Origin of the sequence: Undibacterium sp. Ji42W, from assembly GCF_049340405.1 — a bacterium.
Taxonomy (GTDB): domain Bacteria; phylum Pseudomonadota; class Gammaproteobacteria; order Burkholderiales; family Burkholderiaceae_D; genus Undibacterium.
Genome location: NZ_JBMPOV010000009.1, coordinates 203,916 through 224,700, shown reverse-complemented (window position 1 = coordinate 224,700; position 20,785 = coordinate 203,916). Strand labels below are relative to the sequence as shown.

Below are 20,785 nucleotides of genomic sequence, written 5' to 3'. Positions count from 1 at the left end.
CAGACAACATGTTGTCTGAAACCCCGACTACACCGCAGTGACGAAGACAGTACTTTAGTACCAGGTCTTGCCAAAAGCGGAAGCTGCAACGCAGCTGGGGCGATTTTCTCGAATGTCCTGCGTTTATTTATTTTGGGGGAATGAAAATTCTGCCCCCTTACCAATACTATCCGGCCAGCGTTGCATGACTGCTTTCACGCGTGTATAGAAACGGACGCCTTCAGGACCATAGATGTGATGATCGCCAAACAGGCTGCGCTTCCAGCCACCAAAACTATGGAAGGCCATGGGCACAGGCAGGGGCACATTCACACCGACCATGCCAACCTGTATCATGCGCACGAATTCACGCGCAGTACCGCCATCGCGGGTGAATACTGCAACGCCATTGCCGTATTCATGCTTGTTGATGAGGTCTGCTGCTGCCTCCATGTCTGGCACACGAACTACGCATAAGACAGGGCCAAAAATTTCCTGCTTATAGACCGTCATTTCTGGCGTTACATGATCGAACAGGCTGCCGCCACAGAAGAAGCCTTGTTCATGTCCGGGCACTTTGAAATTGCGACCATCGACGACGAGTTTTGCACCCTCTGCGACGCCATCACCAATCAGGCTTTCTATGCGTTCTTTGGCTGCGTGGGTAATGACCGGCCCCATTTCTGCGTCGGGGATGAGACCGTTATTGATCTTAAGGGCTTTGACACGCGCTGCCATCGCATCGACCAGTGCGTCAGCGGCAGAACCAACGGCAACGGCAACCGAGATGGCCATGCAGCGTTCACCGGCAGAACCATAAGCTGCGCCCATTAATGCATCGACTGCCATGTCCAGATCAGCATCAGGCATGACGACCATGTGATTTTTTGCGCCACCGAGTGCCTGCACGCGCTTGCCATTGGCACAGCCCCGTGCGTAGATTGCCTGCGCTATCGGGGTAGAACCGACAAAGCTGATAGCCTGCACTTCTGGATGATCAAGCAGTGCATCAACGACAGTCTTGTCACCTTGCACGACATTGAAAACACCATCTGGCAAACCAGCCTGCTTGAGCAGTTTCGCATGCAACAAGGATGCAGATGGATCACGTTCAGACGGTTTCAGCACAAAGGTATTACCGCAGGCGATAGCGATAGGGAACATCCACATCGGCACCATGACGGGGAAGTTGAATGGCGTGATACCGGCGACGACACCCAGTGGCTGGCGCATGCTGCAGGCGTCGATGCCACGGGCGATCTGTTCAGAATATTCGCCCTTCAATAGTTGCGGTATGCCTATGGCAAATTCCACCACTTCTATGCCACGGGCGACTTCACCCTTGGCGTCTGCCAAGGTTTTGCCATGTTCCTTGGTCAGCAAATTGGCAAATTCATCAGTGTGCTGTTGCAGCAGGTTCAAATAAGCCATTAGCACGCGGGCGCGTGACAGGGCTGGTGTGTTTGACCATGCAGGAAAAGCTTTTGTCGCTGCGGCAACTGCGAGGTTAACGTCCTGCTCGCTGCCCAATGCGACCTGGCCTTGCACCGAACCGAGTGCAGGATTATAGATATCGGCAAAGCGTGGCTGCACGCTTTGATGCAGTTCGCCGTTGATGTAATGATTGACTTGATATGTGGTCATGATGTTCGCCGGATTAATCGAGGTGTTTCAAAATGTCGTGCAGTTTGCCGAACAGCTGATCTACGTGTTTTTTCTCCAGTATCAATGGAGGCGACATGGCGATGATGTCGCCTGTCGTGCGCACCAAGACACCTTCAGCAAAGGCTTTCTTGTAGGCTGCCATGGCGCGTGCACCGACTTTGCCTGGCATGGATTCAAGCTCTATCGCACCGATCAGGCCGACATTGCGCAGGTCGATAACATGCGGCAAGCCTTTCAAAGAATGCAGGCCATCTTCCCAATAAGCTGTCATGCTTTGTGCATGCTCCAGTACTTTTTCTTCCTTGAATACTTTCAACGAAGCCAGGCCAGCAGCAACGGCCAGAGGGTGACCGGAATAGGTGTAGCCGTGGAACAGTTCTATGCCTGCGGGACCTTCCATCAAGGCATCGTAGATTTTTTGATGACTGAATACCGCGCCCATAGGTACGACACCATTGGTCAGGCCCTTGGCTGTAGTCATCAGGTCTGGTGTGACACCAAAGTAGTCTGACGCAAACGGGGTCGCCATGCGGCCAAAGCCGGTGATGACTTCATCAAATATCAGCAGGATGCCATGCTTGTCGCACAGTTCACGCAGGCGTTTCAGATAGCCTTTTGATGGCAGGATGACGCCAGCAGAACCAGCCAAGGGCTCGACGATAACGGCAGCGATCGTGGAAATATCATGCAGGGTGACCAAGCGTTCAAGTTCATCTGCGAGGTGGGTGCCGTATTCTGGCAAGCCGCGGGTGAAGGCATTTTTTTCCAGATTGTGTGTATGCGGCAGATAATCAACACCAGCCAGCAAGGTACCAAACTGTTTGCGGTTGGCTGGCAGGCCACCGAGTGACATGCCGCCAAAGCCTACGCCGTGATATGCACGTTCGCGGCTGATGAAGCGGGTGCGCTGGGCTTCGCCGCGGTTGCGGTGGTAGGCCAATACCATTTTCATGGCCGTATCAACAGCTTCCGAGCCGGAATTGGTATAAAACACCTGGCCAAACTTGTGGCCGCTATAGTCGATCAACTGTTCTGCCAGCTCAAAGGCTTGCGGGTGGCCGATCTGGAAGGCAGGTGCGTAATCCAGTGTCGCTACCGCATCTTGTACCGCTTTCACCACAGTTGGGTGGGAATGTCCCAGCGGCACGCACCACAGGCCTGCCGTGCCATCGAGTATCTCGCGGCCATTCTGGTCGCGGTAGTACATGCCAGAGGCAGAAGCTACCAGACGCGGGGCCTCTTTATAGTCACGGTTGGCCGTGAAAGGCATCCAGTAGGAATTGAGTTGTTGTTTGCTGAGCATGGGCTTCTCCTTGACACTGAAAACAATTTACCAAGTGGTAAAAATATGCTGAAATGCTAAATAAGCATATGCAGTAATGACATATACAGCCAGTTTAATTTCATCCAACCGTATTGGTAGCTACAACATAACAGTTATGTGCGTTTGCACAATTCAGCTTATGTTATGTCTAGCGAGGAGCAAGCATGGACACCGTAAAAGAACAGCAGGTAGTAGAGCAAAGCCCGCTATGGCCACAACTGTCACTGGAGCGCAGCCGCCAGGCCAGCCTGGTAGAGCAGATCGTGCAGGAGGTAACACGGCTGGTGCGGCAGAATGACCTGGCGCAGGGCAGCAAAATGCCATCCGTGCGGCAGTTTGCCAAATGCAATGCGGTCAGTACCTTTACAGTTGTGGAATCTTATGAGCGCCTGATCACCCTGGGCCTGCTGAGTTCTCGTCGTGGTTCTGGCTATTTTGTCACCAAACCAGCCTGTACACCCCAGCCCATGACGCAAGCCATCATACCCAGTGCGCTGGATGCCTTAAGCCCGGATTTGTATTCTGGCGTGTCCAGCGCCCTGCCCGTCGGCTCAGGCTGGTTGCCACCTGAGTGGTATGGCGATGATATTTTGCTGGACGCCTTGAAGCAATCCATGCGCATCCCTACCCAGCGCCTGCGTGGCTATGGCAATCCTTTGGGTTTCCCCAGCCTGCGCCAGCACCTGGCCAGCAGCCTTTCACAGGAGTTGTTCAATGTTGATTCTGAACAGATATTGCTGACCCATGGTGCTACCCATGGCTTTGACCTTATCCTGCGCACGCTGTGCAAACCCGGCGACACTGTACTGGTCGAAGACCCTGGTTATAGCAATTTGCTATCCTTGATACGCCATCACGGCTGCATACCGATAGGCATAGCCCGCGATGAAAAAGGCCTGAACCTCGACAGTCTCATGGAAAAGGCCCTGTTGCATCAGCCCAAGCTGATGTTTGTGAATACGGTCTTGCAAAACCCGCTGGGCACCAGCCTCTCCCAGGCACAGGCACACCGCCTGCTGGCCCTGGCAGAACAGTTTGACTTCTGGCTAGTGGAAGATGATATCTACCGCGAGCTATGCCCGCGCCCGGAACCCTCATTGGCAGCCATGGATGGCTTGCGCCGTGTGATACGGGTGGGCAGTTTTTCCAAGACGCTGTCCCCTACCTTGCGCGTAGGCTCGGTCTGTGCATCACATTCGCTGATAGGTGAATTACTGCGAGTAAAGATGCTGGCTGGTTTGACGACATCTGAAATCAATGAACGTGCGGTGCTGCATGCGATCAGCTCGCGCCTCTACCGGCGCATGCTGGAAAAACTTAAACGCCAGTTAGAAACCTCACGCAATGCCAGCATGGACATGTTGCTTGCCGCGGGTTTGACACCCCTGGCAGAACCACGCGGCGGCATGTTTATCAGTGCGGGCTGGAAAGACAGCAAGGCTAGTGCCAGCGAGATTTCACGCCAGGCTTTGCAAGAAGGCATCCTGCTAGCACCCGATGAGTTCTTTAGTTTGCGTGCCAGTGATCACCCCTGGTTCCGTTTCAATATCGCTTATAGTGGCGATGAAATATTAAAAAACTTTTTGATGAAGCAGCGTCATGGATAGAGCGCCGGATAAACTCACGCGCTCACGCGATGCCCTGCAAGCACGCATCATGCAGGCGGCGGTGGAAGTATTTGCCGAGGCTGGTTATGCAGGTACTGCGCTGGCATCGATAGCTGAACGGGCAGGTCTCTCGAAACAGAATTTGCTGTACTACTTCCCGACCAAGCAGATATTGTATGAGAAGGTGCTGGACCAGGTACTGGACCAATGGCTGGACCGCATGAACATATTAGCAGACCCCAACCATGACCCCGCAACATTGCTTGGTAATTACATACGTGCCAAACTGCGTTTCTCGCGTGAACAACCGCAGGCTTCACGCGTGTATGCGATGGAAGTCATCAGTGGTGCGCCTGTGTATGCAGAAACCATGCGTAATAAAATCCTGCCACTCTTACAAAAAGATATAGCCGTTTTTGAAGCCTGGATGGCTGCTGGCAAAATCGCTGCAGTCAACACGACCCATCTTTTATTTTCCATCTGGGCGATGACGCAGTCGTATGCCGACTTTGCTGCGCAGATGAGTCTTGTTCTTGGACATAGCCCTTTGAACGAGAATGATTTTGAAGAAGCAGAGAGACTTATTGTCGATATGGTATTGCATCGCCTGCACTTGAATGTTGTTACGCCAAGTTAAGTCTGTTGCGCTCGAGCAGTAATGTGAATGTCTGTCAAATACCACATAAAAAAATAATGCCGGAGGGCATGTTTAAAGAATTGCTGGCATAATAAATTCTCAGGAAAGAAGTGATGCCGGGCGATTTCTGACTACAAACGATGTTGCAGCGCACATGATCGGGGGAGTGTATGAGTCACGAACAGGGATCAGACGAGGACTGGATCATTGAAGATGAAAATAATGATAAGTCTCAGGAACAACTCGACACTTCATTTGAATCCCACCCCTGGCGCTTGCTCATCGTCGATGATGAAGAAGATATACACGCCGTCACCCGTTTAGCCCTCAACAATATCGTCTTCAAGGGGCGCCCGCTGGATATATTATCAGCACACAGCGCCTCGGAAGCTTTTGATATCTTAAGCAAAGAAAATGACATCAACCTGATTTTGCTGGACGTCGTCATGGAGACCGATGACGCTGGGCTGCGCCTGGTCAAACGCATACGCGAAGAGTTAAAAAATCAACTGGTGCGCATCGTCTTGCGCACTGGCCAGCCCGGCCAGGCACCAGAGAAAAGTGTCATCGTCGATTATGACATCAATGACTATAAAACCAAGACCGAGCTGACTACCCAGCGCCTGTTCACGACGGTGATCGCATCCTTGCGTGCCTACGAGGGCTTGCTGTCAATAGAACGCAGCCGCATAGGATTGACGCGCATATTGCAGGCATCTGCCAATCTGTATGAGCTGAAGTCTTTAAAGGAATTTGCCTGTGGCGTGCTGAACCAGATAGGCGCGATTCTTGATGTGGGGGCGGATGGTGTCTTGTGCCTGTCGCGCAATGCCGTAGGTGCCTCTGCCGATCACCCGCAAGCCAGTGTGATTGCGGCGACGGGGACCTACAGTAACTTTTCTGGCCTGGATAAACTGCCGCAAGATTGCGAGTGGACAGCCATCGTTGAAAAAGCCTTCAATGAAAAGAAAAGCCAGTTCCAGCATCCTGCCGATGTCTTGTTCATCCACACCCGGCAAGGCCATGAATTTGCCATCCTGGTGACGCCTCCCTGGCCACTCGGGCAAATGCAGCGCGACTTGCTGGAATTATTTTGCGACCGCATTGCTGCAGCCTTTGACAATCGTTATCTGAATGAGCAATTGCAAAAGGCGCAGGAAGCATCGGTAGTTGCCCTGACTGACCTGGCAGAATCACGGGACACTGATACTGGCGGCCATGTACAGCGTGTCTGCAAACTGACGAATGCGATAGCCAGTGAACTCAAGCGGCGCAATAATTTCGCGACAGACCTGACACCGCAATTCATGGAAATGGTAGGCATTGCCAGCATATTGCATGATGTAGGCAAGGTGGCTACACCGGATGCCGTTCTGCTGAAAGCTGGCGGGCATGACAAGGATGAACGCATCATCATGGAATACCACGCACTGGCAGGAGAAACCGTATTGGCGCGGGCCGCCACGATGGTCGATGGTGTCAGTTACCTGACTTATGGTTCGCAGATTGCAGGTAGCCATCATGAGCATTTTGATGGACAGGGTTATCCACGAAAATTGAAAGGGGAAGATATTCCCTTGTCGGCGCGTATCGTCGCGGTCGTCGATGTGTTTGATGCCTTGTTGCACCGCCGCCCCTACAAGGAACCCTGGTCGCTGGAAGACACCATTGCTTACATCAAATCCAGGAGCGGCACACAATTTGATCCACTGGTGGTAGATGCGCTGATTCACTATATACAAACCGATAAACCCGATTGGGTTGCCAACAGCGAACACTGATACGGAATTTTAGCACTTGCGGCTCTCGACATCGTCAGGGCGGCTACTTGCCAGTGCCTGAATAATCGGACACTGCGCCTGCTGCGTTGACGATGCACATTGGTGTATTAACTGGGTCAACATGTCTTCCATCCGGTGCAGGTCAGCCAGTTTGGCCTGAACCTGCACTAGTCGCTCATGCGCAACATCGCGTATGGCCTGTTTGTCATTACTATCTTCCAGCATCAGCAAATGAGCAATTTCATCCAGGCTGAAGCCTAATTCCTGTGCTCTTTTGATAAAGCGTATGCGTTCTGCCAGGCTGGCTGGGTAGGTTCTGAAGCCACTTGAAACTTCAGGCACTGGCAGCAAATCGCGGCGCTGGTAATAGCGTATGGTTTCTACCCCCACGCCTGCTGCTTTGGCCAATTGCCCTATCGTATATTGATCTGCATCATGATCTTTATTGTCTATATCAGGCATCGTTAACAAGTCCTTGACTCTGTTCTTGGGTACGGAGTCTATGATAAGCCAATCACGCTAAATTTGTATTGGAAGGAAAACGATGACTCAAGATCACACCAATCACCAGCCTCAGGGTGGCAGTTGCTGCGGGAACAAACATGAAACGCAGCCTGTCTCTCTGTCTCCGCAAGAAAAAAGCCAGGACAAGAAATTTACAGACCCGGTCTGTGGCATGCAAGTCAGCAAGAATCCGGAGAAAACGGCGCGTTTTCAAGGTAATGCCTACTATTTTTGTAGCACTTCATGCGTTAGCAAATTCAATGCTGCGCCAGAAAACTATGTCAAGGCCAAGAAAGTCATCGGACTAAGCAGCGTTGGCAATGTCAATAGCGACGGCATGCAAAGCGATGCTGAGGGTGAACACAAAGACCCGGTATGCGGCATGCGTGTCAATGCGCAGAGCCAGCATCAGCTTGTGCATGCAGGACAAAGTTATTATTTTTGCTGCAATTCTTGCCTGGAAAAATTTCGCAAAGACCCCGCTGCCTGGCTGGATCCAGCCAGGCGCCCTGCACCCAAAGCGGTCGTCAAGGATGCGATATTCACCTGTCCCATGCATCTGGAGATAGAACAAGTTGGTCCTGGTACCTGCCCGCTTTGTGGCATGGCGCTGGAACCAAAGGAGGCCTCGGCAGAAGAAGATACCAGCGAGCTGGATGATATGCGCCGCCGCTTCAAGTTCAGCCTGGCGTTGAGTTTGCCGCTGCTGATCATGACCATGGGCGACATGCTGCCCGGTGTGTCGTTTCACAACCTGCTGGGTATGACGGTGTTCAACTGGCTGCAATTTATCCTGGCGACACCTGTGGTGTTATGGGCTGGCCTGCCATTTTTTGAGCGTGCGCTGGCATCCTTCAAGATCATGCACCTGAACATGTTCAGTTTGATAGGTGTGGGCACGGCTACCGCTTATGTATTCAGCCTGGTGGCACTGCTGTTACCAGGTACCCTGCCCGCTGCTTTCAAGATGAATGGCATGGCACCGCTGTATTTTGAAGCTGCGGCTGTCATCATTACTTTAGTCTTGCTGGGGCAGGTACTGGAATTACGCGCACGTTCGCAAACCAATGCAGCGATCAAGGCCCTGTTGGGCTTGACACCAGCGACTGCGATACGCATTGCTGCCGATGGCAGCGAGACTGAAATTGCCCTGGACGAAGTGCAGCTTAATGATAGTTTGCGCATCAAACCGGGGGCGCATATCCCTGTTGATGGTGCCGTGCTAGATGGTCATAGCAATGTCGATGAAGCCATGCTGACCGGTGAACCACTGCCAGTCAGCAAACAGGCTGGTGACAAAGTCAGTGCTGGTACCATCAACCAGCAAGGCAGCTTTAGCATGCGGGCTGAACGCATAGGCAATGATACCCTGCTGGCCAGTATCATCAATCTGGTGAACCAGGCCGGACGTTCACGCGCACCTATCCAGAAGCTGGCGGATCAGGTATCTGGCTGGTTTGTACCGGCTGTGATTGCAGCAGCCGTGCTGGCCTTTATCGCATGGGCAGTGTGGGGGCCAGCACCGGGGATGGCGAATGGTTTGATGGCGGCAGTATCAGTGTTGATCATTGCCTGCCCTTGTGCACTGGGTCTGGCAACACCAATCTCTGTCACAGTAGGTATAGGCCGTGGTGCCCGTGATGGTGTGCTGATCAAGGATGCAGAGGCACTGGAGAGACTGGAAAAAATCGATACCCTGTTGATAGACAAAACCGGCACGCTGACAGAAGGCAAACCCACACTGCAACACTTCAGCGTCGCTAGCGGCGAATCAGAAACAGATTTGCTGGCGCTGGCAATGGCACTGGAACAACGCAGCGAACACCCGGTTGCCCATGCCATCGTCAGCTATGCCGAAGCACAACATACCAAGCCCGTTGCGATCAGCAATTTCACATCCATCACAGGCAAGGGTGTCAGTGCCACGGTGGATAGCAAGGTGGTCTTGCTAGGCAATCCGGCCTTACTGCAAGAGCATGCCATTCATATCTCAGGCTTTGAACAACAAGTTACTGATTTGCAGACCCTGGGTCACACCGTCATGCTGATGGCAGTTAATCAAAAAGCGATAGCATTGCTAAGTGTGGCTGACAAGATCAAGAACAATAGCGGGGAAGCGATCAGCCAACTACAGCAACAGGGCATGCACATCATCGTGCTGACTGGTGATAACGCCATTACTGCCAGGGCTGTAGCAAAGCAACTGGGGCTGGATGATGTGCGCGCCGACCTGCTGCCAGCAGACAAGTTCCGCATCGTGCAGGAATTGCAGGCGCAAGGGCGCGTGGTTGCCATGGCTGGGGATGGCATCAATGATGCACCTGCACTCGCGCAGGCAGATGTGGGCATTGCCATGGGCAGCGGCACCGACGTCGCCATGCATAGCGCCCATGTAGTGCTGGTCAAAGGTGATTTGCGCGGCATCGTCAAAGCCCGGTCTTTAAGCCAGCAGGCCATGAAAAATATCAGGCAAAACCTGTTCTTTGCCTTTGCCTACAATTTTATTGGTGTGCCTGTTGCTGCCGGACTTTTGTATCCATGGTTTGGAATTTTGCTCAGCCCCATGATCGCCAGTGCAGCAATGAGCCTGAGTTCGGTATCGGTGATCACCAATGCGCTGCGCTTGCGGACGGCGAAATTATAGTATGTGATAGCAAACTGGATGGCAAACCGCAGGAACAGGTAAAATACGCGCCTGTTCTTGCCAGCACTGGCATAGCCTTACCAAATAAAGAATTTCATGCGTATTTCTATCCTGGCATTTTGTATTGCCACCCTGTTTATTTCGCCCGCACACGCAGCCGAAAAGACCAAGCCGGCAAGTAAAAAACCTGTTGAAAAATCTGTCAGCGCCACAGTTTATGTCGCTGGTGACATTGCTGACTGCCGCAAAAGGCCGCCTGTCGAAAGCATGGCTGCCAGAACGGCAGAACTGATTGCCTCTGGTCTTGACAAAGACAGTACGGCTAGGGCCATCACTCTGGGTGACAACACTTACCCCGTCGGCAAGCCCGAAGAATTCAGTAACTGTTACGAGCCGACCTGGGGAAGATTCAAGGAAAAGACCCTGCCTTCACCCGGCAATCATGATTACGGCATGCCCAAGGCTTTGGGGTATTACAATTATTTCGGTGAACTGGCTGGCCCAGACCGCCGGGGCTACTATGCGACCCGGTTGGGCAAGTGGTACATCCTCTCGCTTAACAGCAATTTGGACCAGGCCCAGATGCAAGAGCAACTGAAATGGTTAAAGGACGAACTGGACAGCAATAAACAAAGCTGCACCCTGGCCTTCTGGCATCACCCGGTGTATAGCTCCGGCGGACATGGTAATAATAAAAATATGCAAGAAGCCTGGACCATGCTGGCAGCAGCCAAAGCAGACATCGTGCTGGCTGCGCACGATCATGATTACGAACGCTTTGCCCCTCTTGATGCAAATGGCGACAGGGACGACAAGAACGGCATACGCAGCTTTGTCGTTGGTACGGGTGGTGCGAAATTGACGCCGATGTTCCTGCCCAAGGGCGCCACAGAACTACGCGACAATTCTACCCATGGCGTATTGAAACTGACCTTGCATGCCAAGTCCTACGAATGGGAGTTCTTGCCTGTTCCAGGGCAGGCGCTGGTGGATAAAGGCCAGGCCGCGTGCCATTGAGCACCAGATGCTTAAGCTTGCTTACAATGGACGCAGCTTGGGTGAACCATACTCTGCATCTGCTGCAATCTGCTCCAGTACGGCGCGCATGGCTTTCACCTTGCTTGCGCCGACGCGCTCACCTAATCTGACTTCAAACTCTTGATGAAATGCTCGTGCCACCTGCATCAAGGCAATTGCACGCGGCCTCAGGTGCAATAATCGCACCCGTGCATCGCTATCGTCATCCACGCGCTGTACATAGTCTTTCAACACCATATCGTTAATAATCTTTAGCGCGCCCTGCGGTGTCATGCCCAGGCTTTCTGCAAGCTGCTTGAGGTTTTGTGGATTGTTTTCAAGCAAACGAAAAACATAGCCGAAAGAACTGCCTACATCAGCATATCCCTGCCGTCCCAGATGTTGATGCAATTCTTCTTTAAAGCTGCCAAAAGCCAGATTCAACAACACGCCCAGATCAATATTTTCTTGCATGGTAATTTAATTCTCCTTGGTTTATAATCTTTGGTGAATTATATCACAGGAGGAAATTATGAATCTGATCGACGCATCATCTGCCAAAGTGTTTGCCATGCATGACGCCATCTTTACCGGCCTTGCGTCACCCAGCCGAGGATCAACAGAAAATTCAGCGTGGATCGTTGAACTAAGCGCCAACAAACCCGGTGTCACGCACCAACTTACACGGGAAGAGATATTTATCTGCCTTTCAGGAACGGCAAAGGTCAACATGGGAGATGATCATTACACGCTTAGTGCGGGTGCATGTCTGATCGTACCAGCCCATACCCGTTTTTCAATCACCAAGACCAGTGATGAAAATTTCAGAGCCGTGGCGATTTTGCCAGTGGGTGCTGAGGCAGTGCTGGAAGATGGCAAGACTTTTACGCCGCCATGGGCACTTTGACTATTTCATTTGCACAGGCTTAACAAACCCAGCATACCATCTTGACAACACCCGGAATATCGAGAATACGAAATGGATGATAAGGTCCATATCAAATTCAGATGATGATTCCGGATTTTTTTGCACTATACTCAAGTACGGCTCAACAACTTAGTCAGCTTAGCTGCCTGCGTTGTCACTTCCCGCGTCCGCCAGACGCATTATGGAGTCGTTATGCATATAGAAGAAACCCTCAGGCTGGATTTCAAGGATGTTTTGATACGTCCCAAGCGTTCCACCCTCACCTCCCGTTCCCAGGTCAATCTGGAACGCGAATTCGTTTTCCATCATTCCCGCAAGACTTATCACGGCATCCCCATTATTGCTGCGAATATGGACTCTACCGGCACCATGGAAATGGCCGCTGCGCTGGACCCGCATCAATTATCTGTGGCACTGCACAAGCATTATGATGAAGATGCACTGGTCGACTATTTCTCTGGCCTGCAAAAAAAATCAGCAGCCTTCTATTCCATGGGTATTACCCAATCCGATTTCGAGAAATTCTCTGCCGTCATGGCGCGCGCCCAGAACGCCATAGAATATGTCTGTATAGACGTGGCGAATGGGTATACCGAAGGCTTTATCAATTTCGTCAAAAAAGTGCGTACCACTTACCCTCACCTGACCATCATGGCCGGCAATGTGGTGACGGGCGATATTACTGAAGAGCTGATTTTGGCGGGTGCCGACATCGTCAAGGTGGGTATAGGCCCAGGCTCAGTCTGCACGACGCGCAAGATGACAGGTGTGGGTTATCCGCAATTATCAGCCGTGATTGAATGTGCCGACGCTGCACACGGTCTGGGCGGGCAGATTTGTGCCGATGGCGGCTGTGTTGTACCGGGTGACCTTGCCAAGGCTTTTGGTGCAGGTGCCGACTTCATCATGCTGGGTGGTATGCTGGCAGGCCATGATGAATGCGCGGGCGATTTGGTAGAACGCGACGGTCAGCAATTCAAACGCTTCTATGGCATGAGCAGCCGCGCCGCCATGGACAAGTATGCGGGCGGTGTTGCCAAATATCGCGCGTCAGAAGGCAAGGAAGTATTGATCCCTTATCGCGGCGCGGTAGAAGCAACTTTGCAGGATATTCTGGGTGGGGTTCGTTCAGCATGTACTTACGTGGGTGCACACAAACTCAAGGAGTTAACCAAGCGCACAACTTTCATCCGCGTAACTCAGCAATTGAATGAAGTGTTCGGAAAATCATGAAGCAACTAAGTCCTGTTTAGCAGTAAACAAATTCAAAATAAATCAGTAACAATACTACAAGCCAGCTTTACGAGAAGTTGGCTTTTTTTTCATAATTTTTATCAATTAAATGATTTAGCCTTCATTTGGCATAAATCATGCATAGATATGCGAAATTATGCCATTTTGATCGGTGAATTTTCATGATTTCAATCACATCTGTGATTTGAATATTGCTAAGTACCTACATCCATGGCAGGATAGCCGTTCGGATTTGTGAAAATTTCCTGAGCAGCAAGCAAAGCTATTTTGCACCAATTTATTGCATTTTTTTAAATGCACTATTTTCATGCGAACATTCTTTTCGCTGCGATACAGCCGATTGCTTGATTTAACTTTAGCTTCAAAAACGGTCTTTTGTCTGGAGTAATATGAAAACGGTAGTTATTAAAAAAACAGGGAAGTTGTCATTTCTTACTTTCAGCCTGGCATCCAGTGCCTTGCTCATTACTGCTTGTCAAAAAACGCCGGAACCGGCTCCTGTTGCCAGCACGCCAGATGCCCCTTCATCGACAGCCATGCCAACTGGCTTGGTAAAAAATCCTGTAAAACATGCTGATACTGCCGATGTGACCAAGTGGATGGATATGGCATCCAACAAGTCAGCCGCGCAAATCGCCAAAGAAGAAAAATTGGCGAAAGAAGCTAAAGAGGCCAAGGAAGCAAAAGAGGCTAAAGACGCCAAGGATGCAAAGGCGGCAGCAGAGGCAAAAGCCCTGGCAGCCAAGGTAAAAGATGCGCCTAAAGCGGCATCAGCATCGGCCACCGCACCTGCCCCGGTACCCGTCGCTGCACCCAAGCCAGTAGAAACACCACCAGTGGTCGCTGCTGCACCAAAGCCTGCCCCAGTTGCGGCACCGGTTGAAAACCTGACTTTAAAAGTCGTCTCCAGCGTACAACCCAAATACCCCAGCACTGCAGTACGTGCAGGCATCACCTCAGGTGTAGTTAGTGCGCGCGTGCATATTGATACTGATGGTAAGGTCTCGCAGGTAGAAATCGTCAAAGCAAATCCACCCAAGCATTTTGACAAGGAAGTGATTGCGGCGGCATCTCAATGGAAATATGCGCCGATTTCCAAGCCACTGACCACTTTGCTGGAATTTAATTTCAAGCTCGACAATTAAGACAAGTCTAAACAAAAAGAGCCTGCCTGATCAACATCAGGCAGGCTCTTTTTGTTTGCTGGCAGTACGCTGGCAGGTATTTAGCCCAGGCGCAAAGTCTTGCGTTGATCCTGGTTGGCGGCTTCCACCTTTTTGAACTTGCCGGTCTTGATGGCGTTGCTGCCTTCGGGCAAACCGGCGACCTTGAACACACCGACCACCTGATGCAGATTATCGGCCTGTTCAAGCAGGCTTTGAGCCGCGGCGGCGGCCTCTTCTACCAAGGCAGCATTATGCTGGGTCACCTGATCCATCTGTGTGATCGCCACATTCACCTGTTCTATGCCCCGGCTTTGTTCGCCCCCTGCGGCGGCAATTTCACTCATGATCTCAGCAACCTGTTTGACGGATGTCACAATCTGATCCATGGTGACACCGGTTTCATCGACCAGAGCGGTACCGGCATCGACTTTGGACACAGAGTCATCGATCAATTGCTTGATCTCCTTGGCTGCGCTGGCTGATCTTTGTGCGAGATTTCGCACTTCAGACGCGACTACAGCGAAACCGCGCCCTTGCTCACCTGCTCGTGCCGCTTCCACTGCTGCATTCAAGGCCAGGATATTGGTCTGGAAGGCAATGCCATCGATGACGCCGATGATTTCGACAATTTTGCGTGAGCTGTCTTTGATGGCACCCATGGTACTCACCATTTGCCCGACCACATCACCGCCCTTGCTGGCAAACTCGGATGAGGACATCACCAGTTGATTTGCCTGGGAAGCACTGGCTGCATTATGCTGCACGGTCGAGGTCAGCTCTTCCATCGATGAAGCCGTTTCTTCGAGGGAGCTAGCCTGGCTTTCTGTACGCTCAGACAAATCCAGGTTACCAGCGGCAATCTCGTTCGATGCAGTGAAGATCGTGTCAGTACTGGTCCTGACCTGGCTGACGATGTTGATCAGGCTCTGGTTCATATTTGACAAGGCTTGCAATAATTCACCTGTTTCATCTTTGGATCTGATCTTGATATCCTGACGCAAATCGCCGGCAGCAATATTATTGGCGATATCAATCGCATAATTCAAAGGACGGGAAATGCTGCGCACCAGCCATACGCCCATGGCAGACGCAAACAACACGGACAATACAATAAACAAAGCCGCAAATACCTGGAAGCTGCGGAAGAAACTTTGCGATGCTTCATATTCAGATTTACCGACGCTGAGTTGCAATTGTATGAGCCCATCCATGGATTCTTTCATGGATAAAAACAAGGGGTCCACTTTACTGTGGAATAATTTCGATGCCGCGTCCATGTCCTTATTTTTTAGCGCCGCCAGCGCCGGATTCAAACCTTCATCCAGGAATTGTTTGCGCCTGGTGGCGAACTGGTCAGCCAGAACTTTTTCTTCTGGCGTCAGATAAGTCGCCATGTATTCACCCCATATCTTGCTCGCCTCGGCCTTCCCGGCTTCAACAGCAGCAATGTGGGCAGAAGCTTTTTCCGGGTCATCAGTGATGGCCTTGGCAGTGATGACCTGGTTTCTCATGATCAGGCGTATCACCGCATCCAATTGTCCCAACGCTACCAGTCTGTCATCGTAAACGGTTTTAATTGAGTTATTACTGGCATTCAAACTCAGGTAGCCAGCAGAACCTATCGCCAGCACCAGCAGTGACAATAGAATAAAACTGAAAATGAGCTTGGTCTTGATGCGAATATTCTGAAACATACTAGCCTCCGTAACATCGGGCGGATGGTCAACAACCATAAGTCAGCGTATCGCCTGCGCGCTGTTTACTTTTTTAAAGTGCAGGGGAAACGGGGATGAGCGCATCAGGACTGGCCTGACGCGTGATTTGACTTTAAATGCTAAAAGGCAATAACTCAAGACATGACAAGTAATTCAACAATGCTGCGCTATTTTTCCCACAAAGTATGAAGAATTGTTTCCATGCGAAAATAACGGTATGAAATTCGGGAAAATTGAAAATTATTTTGCTTAATTGACTATATCGCTGGCTGCCAGTTTGCGCAACACTTGGGCGGCCGCCATCAGACCGAAAGAGGCGGTAACGACAATAGAGGAACCAAAACCCGCACAATTCAAACCAGTGACACCTGCGCTGCTATTGGTGCCGGTGTTGGCATTGGCATCAATCTCACAAGCTTCAGCAGTTTCTGGTGTACTGAGCGCTTCCATCGAGAACACTGCATCGATGCCAAATTTGCTTTTCGCCCCGCGCGGAAAACCATGGTTTTGACGCAGACGCTTGCGTACCAGTGCCAGCAAGGGTTCTTGCTCGGTGCGTGAAAGATCACGAATTTCTATCTTGCCAGGATCAGTCTGCCCGCCTGCTGCGCCTATGGTGATCAGCGGTATTGCATGCTGGCGGCAATAGGCAATCAGTGCCGTCTTGGCTTTGACATTGTCGATCGCATCGATCACATAATCAAAACCGGGCTGGCCCAGCATGGCATCAAGATTGTCTGGTGTAACAAAGTCTTCGACTTCATTCACCTTGCAATAGGGATTGATCAGGGCAATGCGCTCTGCCAGCGCGGTGACCTTTGCCTTGCCGACCGTATCGGTATTAGCCTGTATCTGGCGGTTGATATTCGATTCAGCGACGTTATCGAGGTCTATCATGGTGATACTGCCTATCGCACTCCGGGCCAGTGCCTCTACCACCCATGAACCTACACCGCCGACACCAATGACGCAGACATGTGCCTGCGTGAACCGCTCAAGACCTGCAGCCCCGTATAAGCGAGCGATACCGCCAAAGCGGCGTTCAAAATCAATATCTATTACATCTTGCATAAGAAAATTGCGCCCGCAGGCTGGACATTGTAAGCAGGCGCTATTTTACTTGATGCAGCTCCAGCCGTGACTTTACCTGCCAGCTTTGCGCTTCAAATCAGAGAATAAGGAAAATACCCATGGACGGGTCGCCATCAACAAGGCCATACCCTGCCTTTGTTCCGATGACAAGCTGGCATCAATATCAGCCAGTTCGTTAAACTCAGTCAACAGACGTGCCATTTTCCTTTGCAAAACAGCAATCGAAGCGGCACTGAGTTCGCGGGTTTCAAAACGCAAAGTCGCCTGCTCATCATGAAAATCATTCTGCAAAAATTCTTCCATGACCTTGGACTGGTATTTTCTGCGTATAGGCCCATCCTCACGCCATTGCAGGGTGGTGTGGGTCAATAATTTGATACGGTTATTAGGATGCAATTCGATCAAACCAAGTCGCTCAAGCTTCATCAATAACTGCAAGAGTTCAGTTTCTACAATCTCGAATTGCCTGGCAATTTCACTGACTTGCCACTGGTTCAGCAAGAGATAAAACACGCCTAGCAGCCTGGGCTGATCTGCAAGGGTCTGCTCCTGCAAGTCAGACAACTCCCCCTTCAGTTCCTGCTGGCCGCGTGCGAGTCTGGCCAGCTCCAGGAAATCCAGTTCCAGTAACTGGCATATCGCCTCCAGCCTGCGCACGGTAAATGTCGATTCAGAAAACAGGCGCTTCACACTGGCTTCACTGATTTGCAGATGCGCCGCCAGTTGCGCATAGGTCAGGCCTTTTTGCTTGAGGTGCTTTTTCAGGGCAATCGTGATTTGTTGAGTCAGGTTCATGGTGCGTCCATTTTTGCGATAAATAGAATTGTATGCGTTAAGGCAAGACCAAAAGGCTCACCACAGAGACACAGAGACTCTGAGAAAAACATGAGCACTCACCTCAGTTGTACTTTGCTTTTCTCAGCGTCCCTCTGTGCCCCCTCTGTGTCTCTGTGTTGAAAGGTCTTCTGTAAAAACTGAACGTGGCTTCATAAACCGCCAAGAGTATTGGCATTCAATACCAATTTTTATTAGATTGTATATCAATACCTTTAATTGCAAAATGCAATCTTCCATCAAGGAGAAAAAACATGCACGAGCACACCACGAACATGGTTAATGACATACATTCCGCAATGAACCTGACCAGGGTCAGTGAGATCATAGAAATAAGCAACCTCCCTCAGCTTGCCGCCACGCTGGAGAAAACCAAAAACCAGGGCAAGAAAATTGCCATCAGTGCCGCCCGTCATGCCATGGGTGGGCAACAGTTTGCTGAAGATGCCATCTTGCTGGATATGCGTGGCATGGACAAGGTACTCAGCTTTGACCGCGCGCTAGGCATCATCACGGTAGAGGCTGGCATACAATGGCCAGCCCTGATTGATTATCTGGAAGCTACGCAGAAAGACAGTACGCAGCCATGGGCCATACGGCAAAAACAGACCGGTGCTGATGACCTGAGCATAGGCGGCTGCCTGTCTGCGAATGTGCATGGCCGGGGCTTACAAATGCGCCCTTTCATCGCTGATGTAGAGAGCTTCAGCCTGCTGGACGCACAGGGCAGATTACAGCACTGCAACCGCGATACAAACAGCCATTTGTTCAGACTGGCAATCGGTGGCTACGGTGTGTTCGGTGTGATCACCAAAGTCAGCCTGCGTCTGAGCAAAAGACAAAAAATGCGACGTGATGTCAGCATCATCTCGCTCGATCAGTTGATGCCTGCATTCCAGCAACGCATGGATGCTGGCTATGTCTATGGCGACTTTCAGTTTGCCATTGATCCAGCAAGCCCTGACTTTTTGCAACGCGGTGTCTTTTCCTGTTATTGCCCGGTATCCGAGGCCAGCAGCATCCGTGAAGAACATGCGCTCAGCGATGAGCAATGGCAGCAATTGCTGATGCTCGCGCATGTGGACAAGAGCCGCGCTTTTGATTCCTACGCCCAGCACTATATGGCCAGCTCAGGCCAGATTTACTGGAGCGACAGACTGCAACAAACAACCTACCTTGATGGGTATCACAAAAAAATAGACGACATGCTAGGGCACGAGGGTTCGGAGATGATAGGTGAATTATATGTACCCAGGGCTGCACTGCCAGCCTTCATGCATGATGCCGCCCAGGACTTTCGCCAGCATGCTGTTGATCTCATTTACGGCACCGTGCGCTTGATAGAAGCTGACACTGAAAGCTTTTTGCCATGGGCGAGACAAGACTATGCCTGCGTAATTTTCAATCTGCACACTGAACATACAGAAAGCGGCATCGCCGCAACCGCTGCGGCCTTCCGCCGGCTGATCGATCTCGCCATCAAACGCGATGGCAGTTTTTACCTGACCTATGGGCGCTTTGCCACGATCGAGCAAACGCGCCATTGCTATCCAAACTTTGAAAACTTTCTGGCTTACAAACTGCGTCTTGATCCTGAGTCGCTATTCCAGAGTACCTGGTTACGCCATCATGCGGCCATGTTTGCAACATACCTGGGGCAGGCAGCATGAAGACCGGTCAGGCCAGCAACACCGCTTTAATCGTTGCAGCCGGGGTGCAGATGCTGGCATGCGATCCTGACTATGCTGGTCTGGTGCCAGACCGCATGGCTGCACATGGTCAACAGCTATTGCGAACCAGTCATCCGCGCTTGTTGAACCTGATTAAGCACCAGTGGTTTCGCACGCTGGCATTCGCAGCAGAAAAGATCACATTGCCTGGCATCTTGCAGCACTATGTCTTACGCAAGAAGGTCATCAGGGATTATGTCGCGCAGTCCATCGCTGCTGGCACAGGGCAGATCGTCTTGATAGGTGCTGGCTACGATAGCCTGTGCATGGAATTGGCCGAGCAGCAAGCCGGACTCAAATTGCTAGAAATCGATCATCCTGCAACACAGGCGGTGAAACGAGCTGCCTTAGGATCATCACAAGAAAATCGCATTTACTACATCGCTGCTGAACTGGGCAAACAAAGCCTGGCGGAGGTATTAAGCAACTGCAAAAATTTTGACACAAACCTGAAGACCCTCTTCATTGCAGAAGGCATGCTCATGTATTTGACGACCAGTGACATTGCCAGGCTATTACAACAAATGAAAATGGCTGCTCATGATGCCTCATTGATTTTTACATGGATGGAAATCCAGGAAGATGGCCAACCCAACTTTCGCCCAGCCAGTAAAATTATCGATTTTTTCCTCAAGAATAAAAACGAGCCCTTTTTGTCTGGCATGGCCCAAGACCAGGTTGGAATATTTTTACAGCAACATGGCTTTAATTTGAAAGACTTGAAAGAAAGCTCAGTAGCAATTCAGCAGGACAATCAGCCGAGACCTATTGCAGGGGAATATATTTGCTTAGCAGGGTGTCAGCGCATCTGAGTTTGTAAGTTTTAGTCAGCACGCCTTAATTTGATATGACGCAAGCATGGCCAGCCTGTCTATTGCATAATAGCCAGCTTAGGCATATCAACCCAT

At 51.0% G+C, this 20,785-nt stretch carries 17 protein-coding genes; 10 read left to right on the top strand and 7 right to left on the bottom strand.

Translation table 11 applies throughout. The features are described 5' to 3' along the window. Positions 1–123: 123 nt before the first annotated feature. A complete protein-coding gene (locus tag ACO0LG_RS20375; protein WP_423029388.1) occupies positions 124–1,623 on the bottom strand; it encodes a CoA-acylating methylmalonate-semialdehyde dehydrogenase in 1,500 nt (499 codons plus the stop codon). Between the two features lie 13 nt (positions 1,624–1,636). Further along, positions 1,637–2,947 (bottom strand): aspartate aminotransferase family protein, encoded by a 1,311-nt coding sequence (locus ACO0LG_RS20370; protein WP_423029387.1) that lies wholly within the window; start codon positions 2,945–2,947, stop codon positions 1,637–1,639. A gap of 185 nt (positions 2,948–3,132) precedes the next feature. Between ACO0LG_RS20370 and ACO0LG_RS20365 the strand changes: the two genes are divergently transcribed. From ACO0LG_RS20365 to ACO0LG_RS20355, 3 genes are all read left to right on the top strand, one after another. After that, positions 3,133–4,575 (top strand): PLP-dependent aminotransferase family protein, encoded by a 1,443-nt coding sequence (locus ACO0LG_RS20365; RefSeq protein ID WP_423029386.1) that lies wholly within the window; start codon positions 3,133–3,135, stop codon positions 4,573–4,575. Next, complete coding sequence (locus tag ACO0LG_RS20360; RefSeq protein WP_423029385.1) at positions 4,568–5,212, top strand: TetR/AcrR family transcriptional regulator; 645 nt, start codon at positions 4,568–4,570, stop codon at positions 5,210–5,212. Before ACO0LG_RS20365 ends, ACO0LG_RS20360 begins: the two co-directional genes overlap by 8 nt. Before the next feature lie 170 nt (positions 5,213–5,382). Then, positions 5,383–6,993, top strand: a complete 1,611-nt coding sequence (locus tag ACO0LG_RS20355; RefSeq protein WP_423029384.1) for a DUF3369 domain-containing protein — start codon at positions 5,383–5,385, stop codon at positions 6,991–6,993. 9 nt (positions 6,994–7,002) lie between these two features. Here ACO0LG_RS20355 and ACO0LG_RS20350 read toward each other — a convergent pair whose 3' ends face one another. Then, positions 7,003–7,455: a MerR family transcriptional regulator gene (locus ACO0LG_RS20350; protein WP_423029383.1), complete on the bottom strand. Its 453-nt coding sequence runs from the start codon at positions 7,453–7,455 to the stop codon at positions 7,003–7,005. Positions 7,456–7,537: 82 nt separating this feature from the next. Here ACO0LG_RS20350 and ACO0LG_RS20345 point away from each other — a divergent pair, with 82 nt between their 5' ends. Both ACO0LG_RS20345 and ACO0LG_RS20340 read left to right on the top strand, forming a co-directional pair. Then, on the top strand, positions 7,538–10,141 hold the full coding sequence (locus tag ACO0LG_RS20345; protein ID WP_423029382.1) for a heavy metal translocating P-type ATPase: 2,604 nt from the start codon (positions 7,538–7,540) through the stop codon (positions 10,139–10,141). A gap of 96 nt (positions 10,142–10,237) precedes the next feature. Continuing rightward, positions 10,238–11,158 carry a metallophosphoesterase family protein gene (locus ACO0LG_RS20340; RefSeq protein WP_423029381.1) on the top strand — a complete coding sequence of 307 codons (921 nt, stop codon included), beginning with the start codon at positions 10,238–10,240 and terminating at the stop codon, positions 11,156–11,158. A 21-nt stretch (positions 11,159–11,179) separates the two neighbouring features. Here the strand turns inward: ACO0LG_RS20340 and ACO0LG_RS20335 are convergent, their stop codons facing one another. Then, positions 11,180–11,632 carry a MarR family winged helix-turn-helix transcriptional regulator gene (locus tag ACO0LG_RS20335; protein ID WP_423029380.1) on the bottom strand — a complete coding sequence of 151 codons (453 nt, stop codon included), beginning with the start codon at positions 11,630–11,632 and terminating at the stop codon, positions 11,180–11,182. Between the two features lie 58 nt (positions 11,633–11,690). Between ACO0LG_RS20335 and ACO0LG_RS20330 the strand changes: the two genes are divergently transcribed. The 3 genes from ACO0LG_RS20330 to ACO0LG_RS20320 all read left to right on the top strand — a co-directional run bounded on the left by ACO0LG_RS20330 (position 11,691) and on the right by ACO0LG_RS20320 (position 14,485). Beyond that, positions 11,691–12,065 carry a cupin domain-containing protein gene (locus tag ACO0LG_RS20330; RefSeq protein WP_423029379.1) on the top strand — a complete coding sequence of 125 codons (375 nt, stop codon included), beginning with the start codon at positions 11,691–11,693 and terminating at the stop codon, positions 12,063–12,065. A gap of 213 nt (positions 12,066–12,278) precedes the next feature. Next, positions 12,279–13,319, top strand: a complete 1,041-nt coding sequence (locus tag ACO0LG_RS20325) for a GMP reductase (RefSeq protein ID WP_423029378.1) — start codon at positions 12,279–12,281, stop codon at positions 13,317–13,319. 410 nt (positions 13,320–13,729) lie between these two features. Continuing rightward, positions 13,730–14,485, top strand: coding sequence for an energy transducer TonB (locus ACO0LG_RS20320; protein WP_423029377.1), 756 nt, complete (start codon positions 13,730–13,732; stop codon positions 14,483–14,485). An 80-nt stretch (positions 14,486–14,565) separates the two neighbouring features. Here ACO0LG_RS20320 and ACO0LG_RS20315 read toward each other — a convergent pair whose 3' ends face one another. The 3 genes from ACO0LG_RS20315 to ACO0LG_RS20305 form a co-directional block, all read right to left on the bottom strand. After that, positions 14,566–16,200, bottom strand: a complete 1,635-nt coding sequence (locus tag ACO0LG_RS20315) for a methyl-accepting chemotaxis protein (RefSeq protein ID WP_423029376.1) — start codon at positions 16,198–16,200, stop codon at positions 14,566–14,568. A 270-nt stretch (positions 16,201–16,470) separates the two neighbouring features. Next, positions 16,471–17,292 carry a tRNA cyclic N6-threonylcarbamoyladenosine(37) synthase TcdA gene (tcdA, locus tag ACO0LG_RS20310; protein WP_423029375.1) on the bottom strand — a complete coding sequence of 274 codons (822 nt, stop codon included), beginning with the start codon at positions 17,290–17,292 and terminating at the stop codon, positions 16,471–16,473. A gap of 72 nt (positions 17,293–17,364) precedes the next feature. Further along, entirely contained in the window at positions 17,365–18,108 is a 744-nt protein-coding gene (locus tag ACO0LG_RS20305; protein WP_423029374.1) for a helix-turn-helix domain-containing protein, read from the bottom strand. Positions 18,109–18,401: 293 nt separating this feature from the next. Between ACO0LG_RS20305 and ACO0LG_RS20300 the strand changes: the two genes are divergently transcribed. Together ACO0LG_RS20300 and ACO0LG_RS20295 are read left to right on the top strand one after the other, a co-directional pair. Beyond that, positions 18,402–19,817, top strand: coding sequence for an FAD-binding oxidoreductase (locus ACO0LG_RS20300; protein ID WP_423029373.1), 1,416 nt, complete (start codon positions 18,402–18,404; stop codon positions 19,815–19,817). Next, positions 19,814–20,689 carry a class I SAM-dependent methyltransferase gene (locus tag ACO0LG_RS20295; protein ID WP_423029372.1) on the top strand — a complete coding sequence of 292 codons (876 nt, stop codon included), beginning with the start codon at positions 19,814–19,816 and terminating at the stop codon, positions 20,687–20,689. Before ACO0LG_RS20300 ends, ACO0LG_RS20295 begins: the two co-directional genes overlap by 4 nt. Positions 20,690–20,785 lie beyond the last annotated feature (96 nt).

Coding starts and splice junctions, on each gene's coding strand:
- ACO0LG_RS20375 (WP_423029388.1), bottom strand. CDS start 1,623: ATGACCACATATCAAGTCAATCATTACATCAACGGCGAACTGCATCAA.
- ACO0LG_RS20370 (WP_423029387.1), bottom strand. CDS start 2,947: ATGCTCAGCAAACAACAACTCAATTCCTACTGGATGCCTTTCACGGCC.
- ACO0LG_RS20365 (WP_423029386.1), top strand. CDS start 3,133: ATGGACACCGTAAAAGAACAGCAGGTAGTAGAGCAAAGCCCGCTATGG.
- ACO0LG_RS20360 (WP_423029385.1), top strand. CDS start 4,568: ATGGATAGAGCGCCGGATAAACTCACGCGCTCACGCGATGCCCTGCAA.
- ACO0LG_RS20355 (WP_423029384.1), top strand. CDS start 5,383: ATGAGTCACGAACAGGGATCAGACGAGGACTGGATCATTGAAGATGAA.
- ACO0LG_RS20350 (WP_423029383.1), bottom strand. CDS start 7,455: ATGCCTGATATAGACAATAAAGATCATGATGCAGATCAATATACGATA.
- ACO0LG_RS20345 (WP_423029382.1), top strand. CDS start 7,538: ATGACTCAAGATCACACCAATCACCAGCCTCAGGGTGGCAGTTGCTGC.
- ACO0LG_RS20340 (WP_423029381.1), top strand. CDS start 10,238: ATGCGTATTTCTATCCTGGCATTTTGTATTGCCACCCTGTTTATTTCG.
- ACO0LG_RS20335 (WP_423029380.1), bottom strand. CDS start 11,632: ATGCAAGAAAATATTGATCTGGGCGTGTTGTTGAATCTGGCTTTTGGC.
- ACO0LG_RS20330 (WP_423029379.1), top strand. CDS start 11,691: ATGAATCTGATCGACGCATCATCTGCCAAAGTGTTTGCCATGCATGAC.
- ACO0LG_RS20325 (WP_423029378.1), top strand. CDS start 12,279: ATGCATATAGAAGAAACCCTCAGGCTGGATTTCAAGGATGTTTTGATA.
- ACO0LG_RS20320 (WP_423029377.1), top strand. CDS start 13,730: ATGAAAACGGTAGTTATTAAAAAAACAGGGAAGTTGTCATTTCTTACT.
- ACO0LG_RS20315 (WP_423029376.1), bottom strand. CDS start 16,200: ATGTTTCAGAATATTCGCATCAAGACCAAGCTCATTTTCAGTTTTATT.
- tcdA (WP_423029375.1), bottom strand. CDS start 17,292: ATGCAAGATGTAATAGATATTGATTTTGAACGCCGCTTTGGCGGTATC.
- ACO0LG_RS20305 (WP_423029374.1), bottom strand. CDS start 18,108: ATGAACCTGACTCAACAAATCACGATTGCCCTGAAAAAGCACCTCAAG.
- ACO0LG_RS20300 (WP_423029373.1), top strand. CDS start 18,402: ATGCACGAGCACACCACGAACATGGTTAATGACATACATTCCGCAATG.
- ACO0LG_RS20295 (WP_423029372.1), top strand. CDS start 19,814: ATGAAGACCGGTCAGGCCAGCAACACCGCTTTAATCGTTGCAGCCGGG.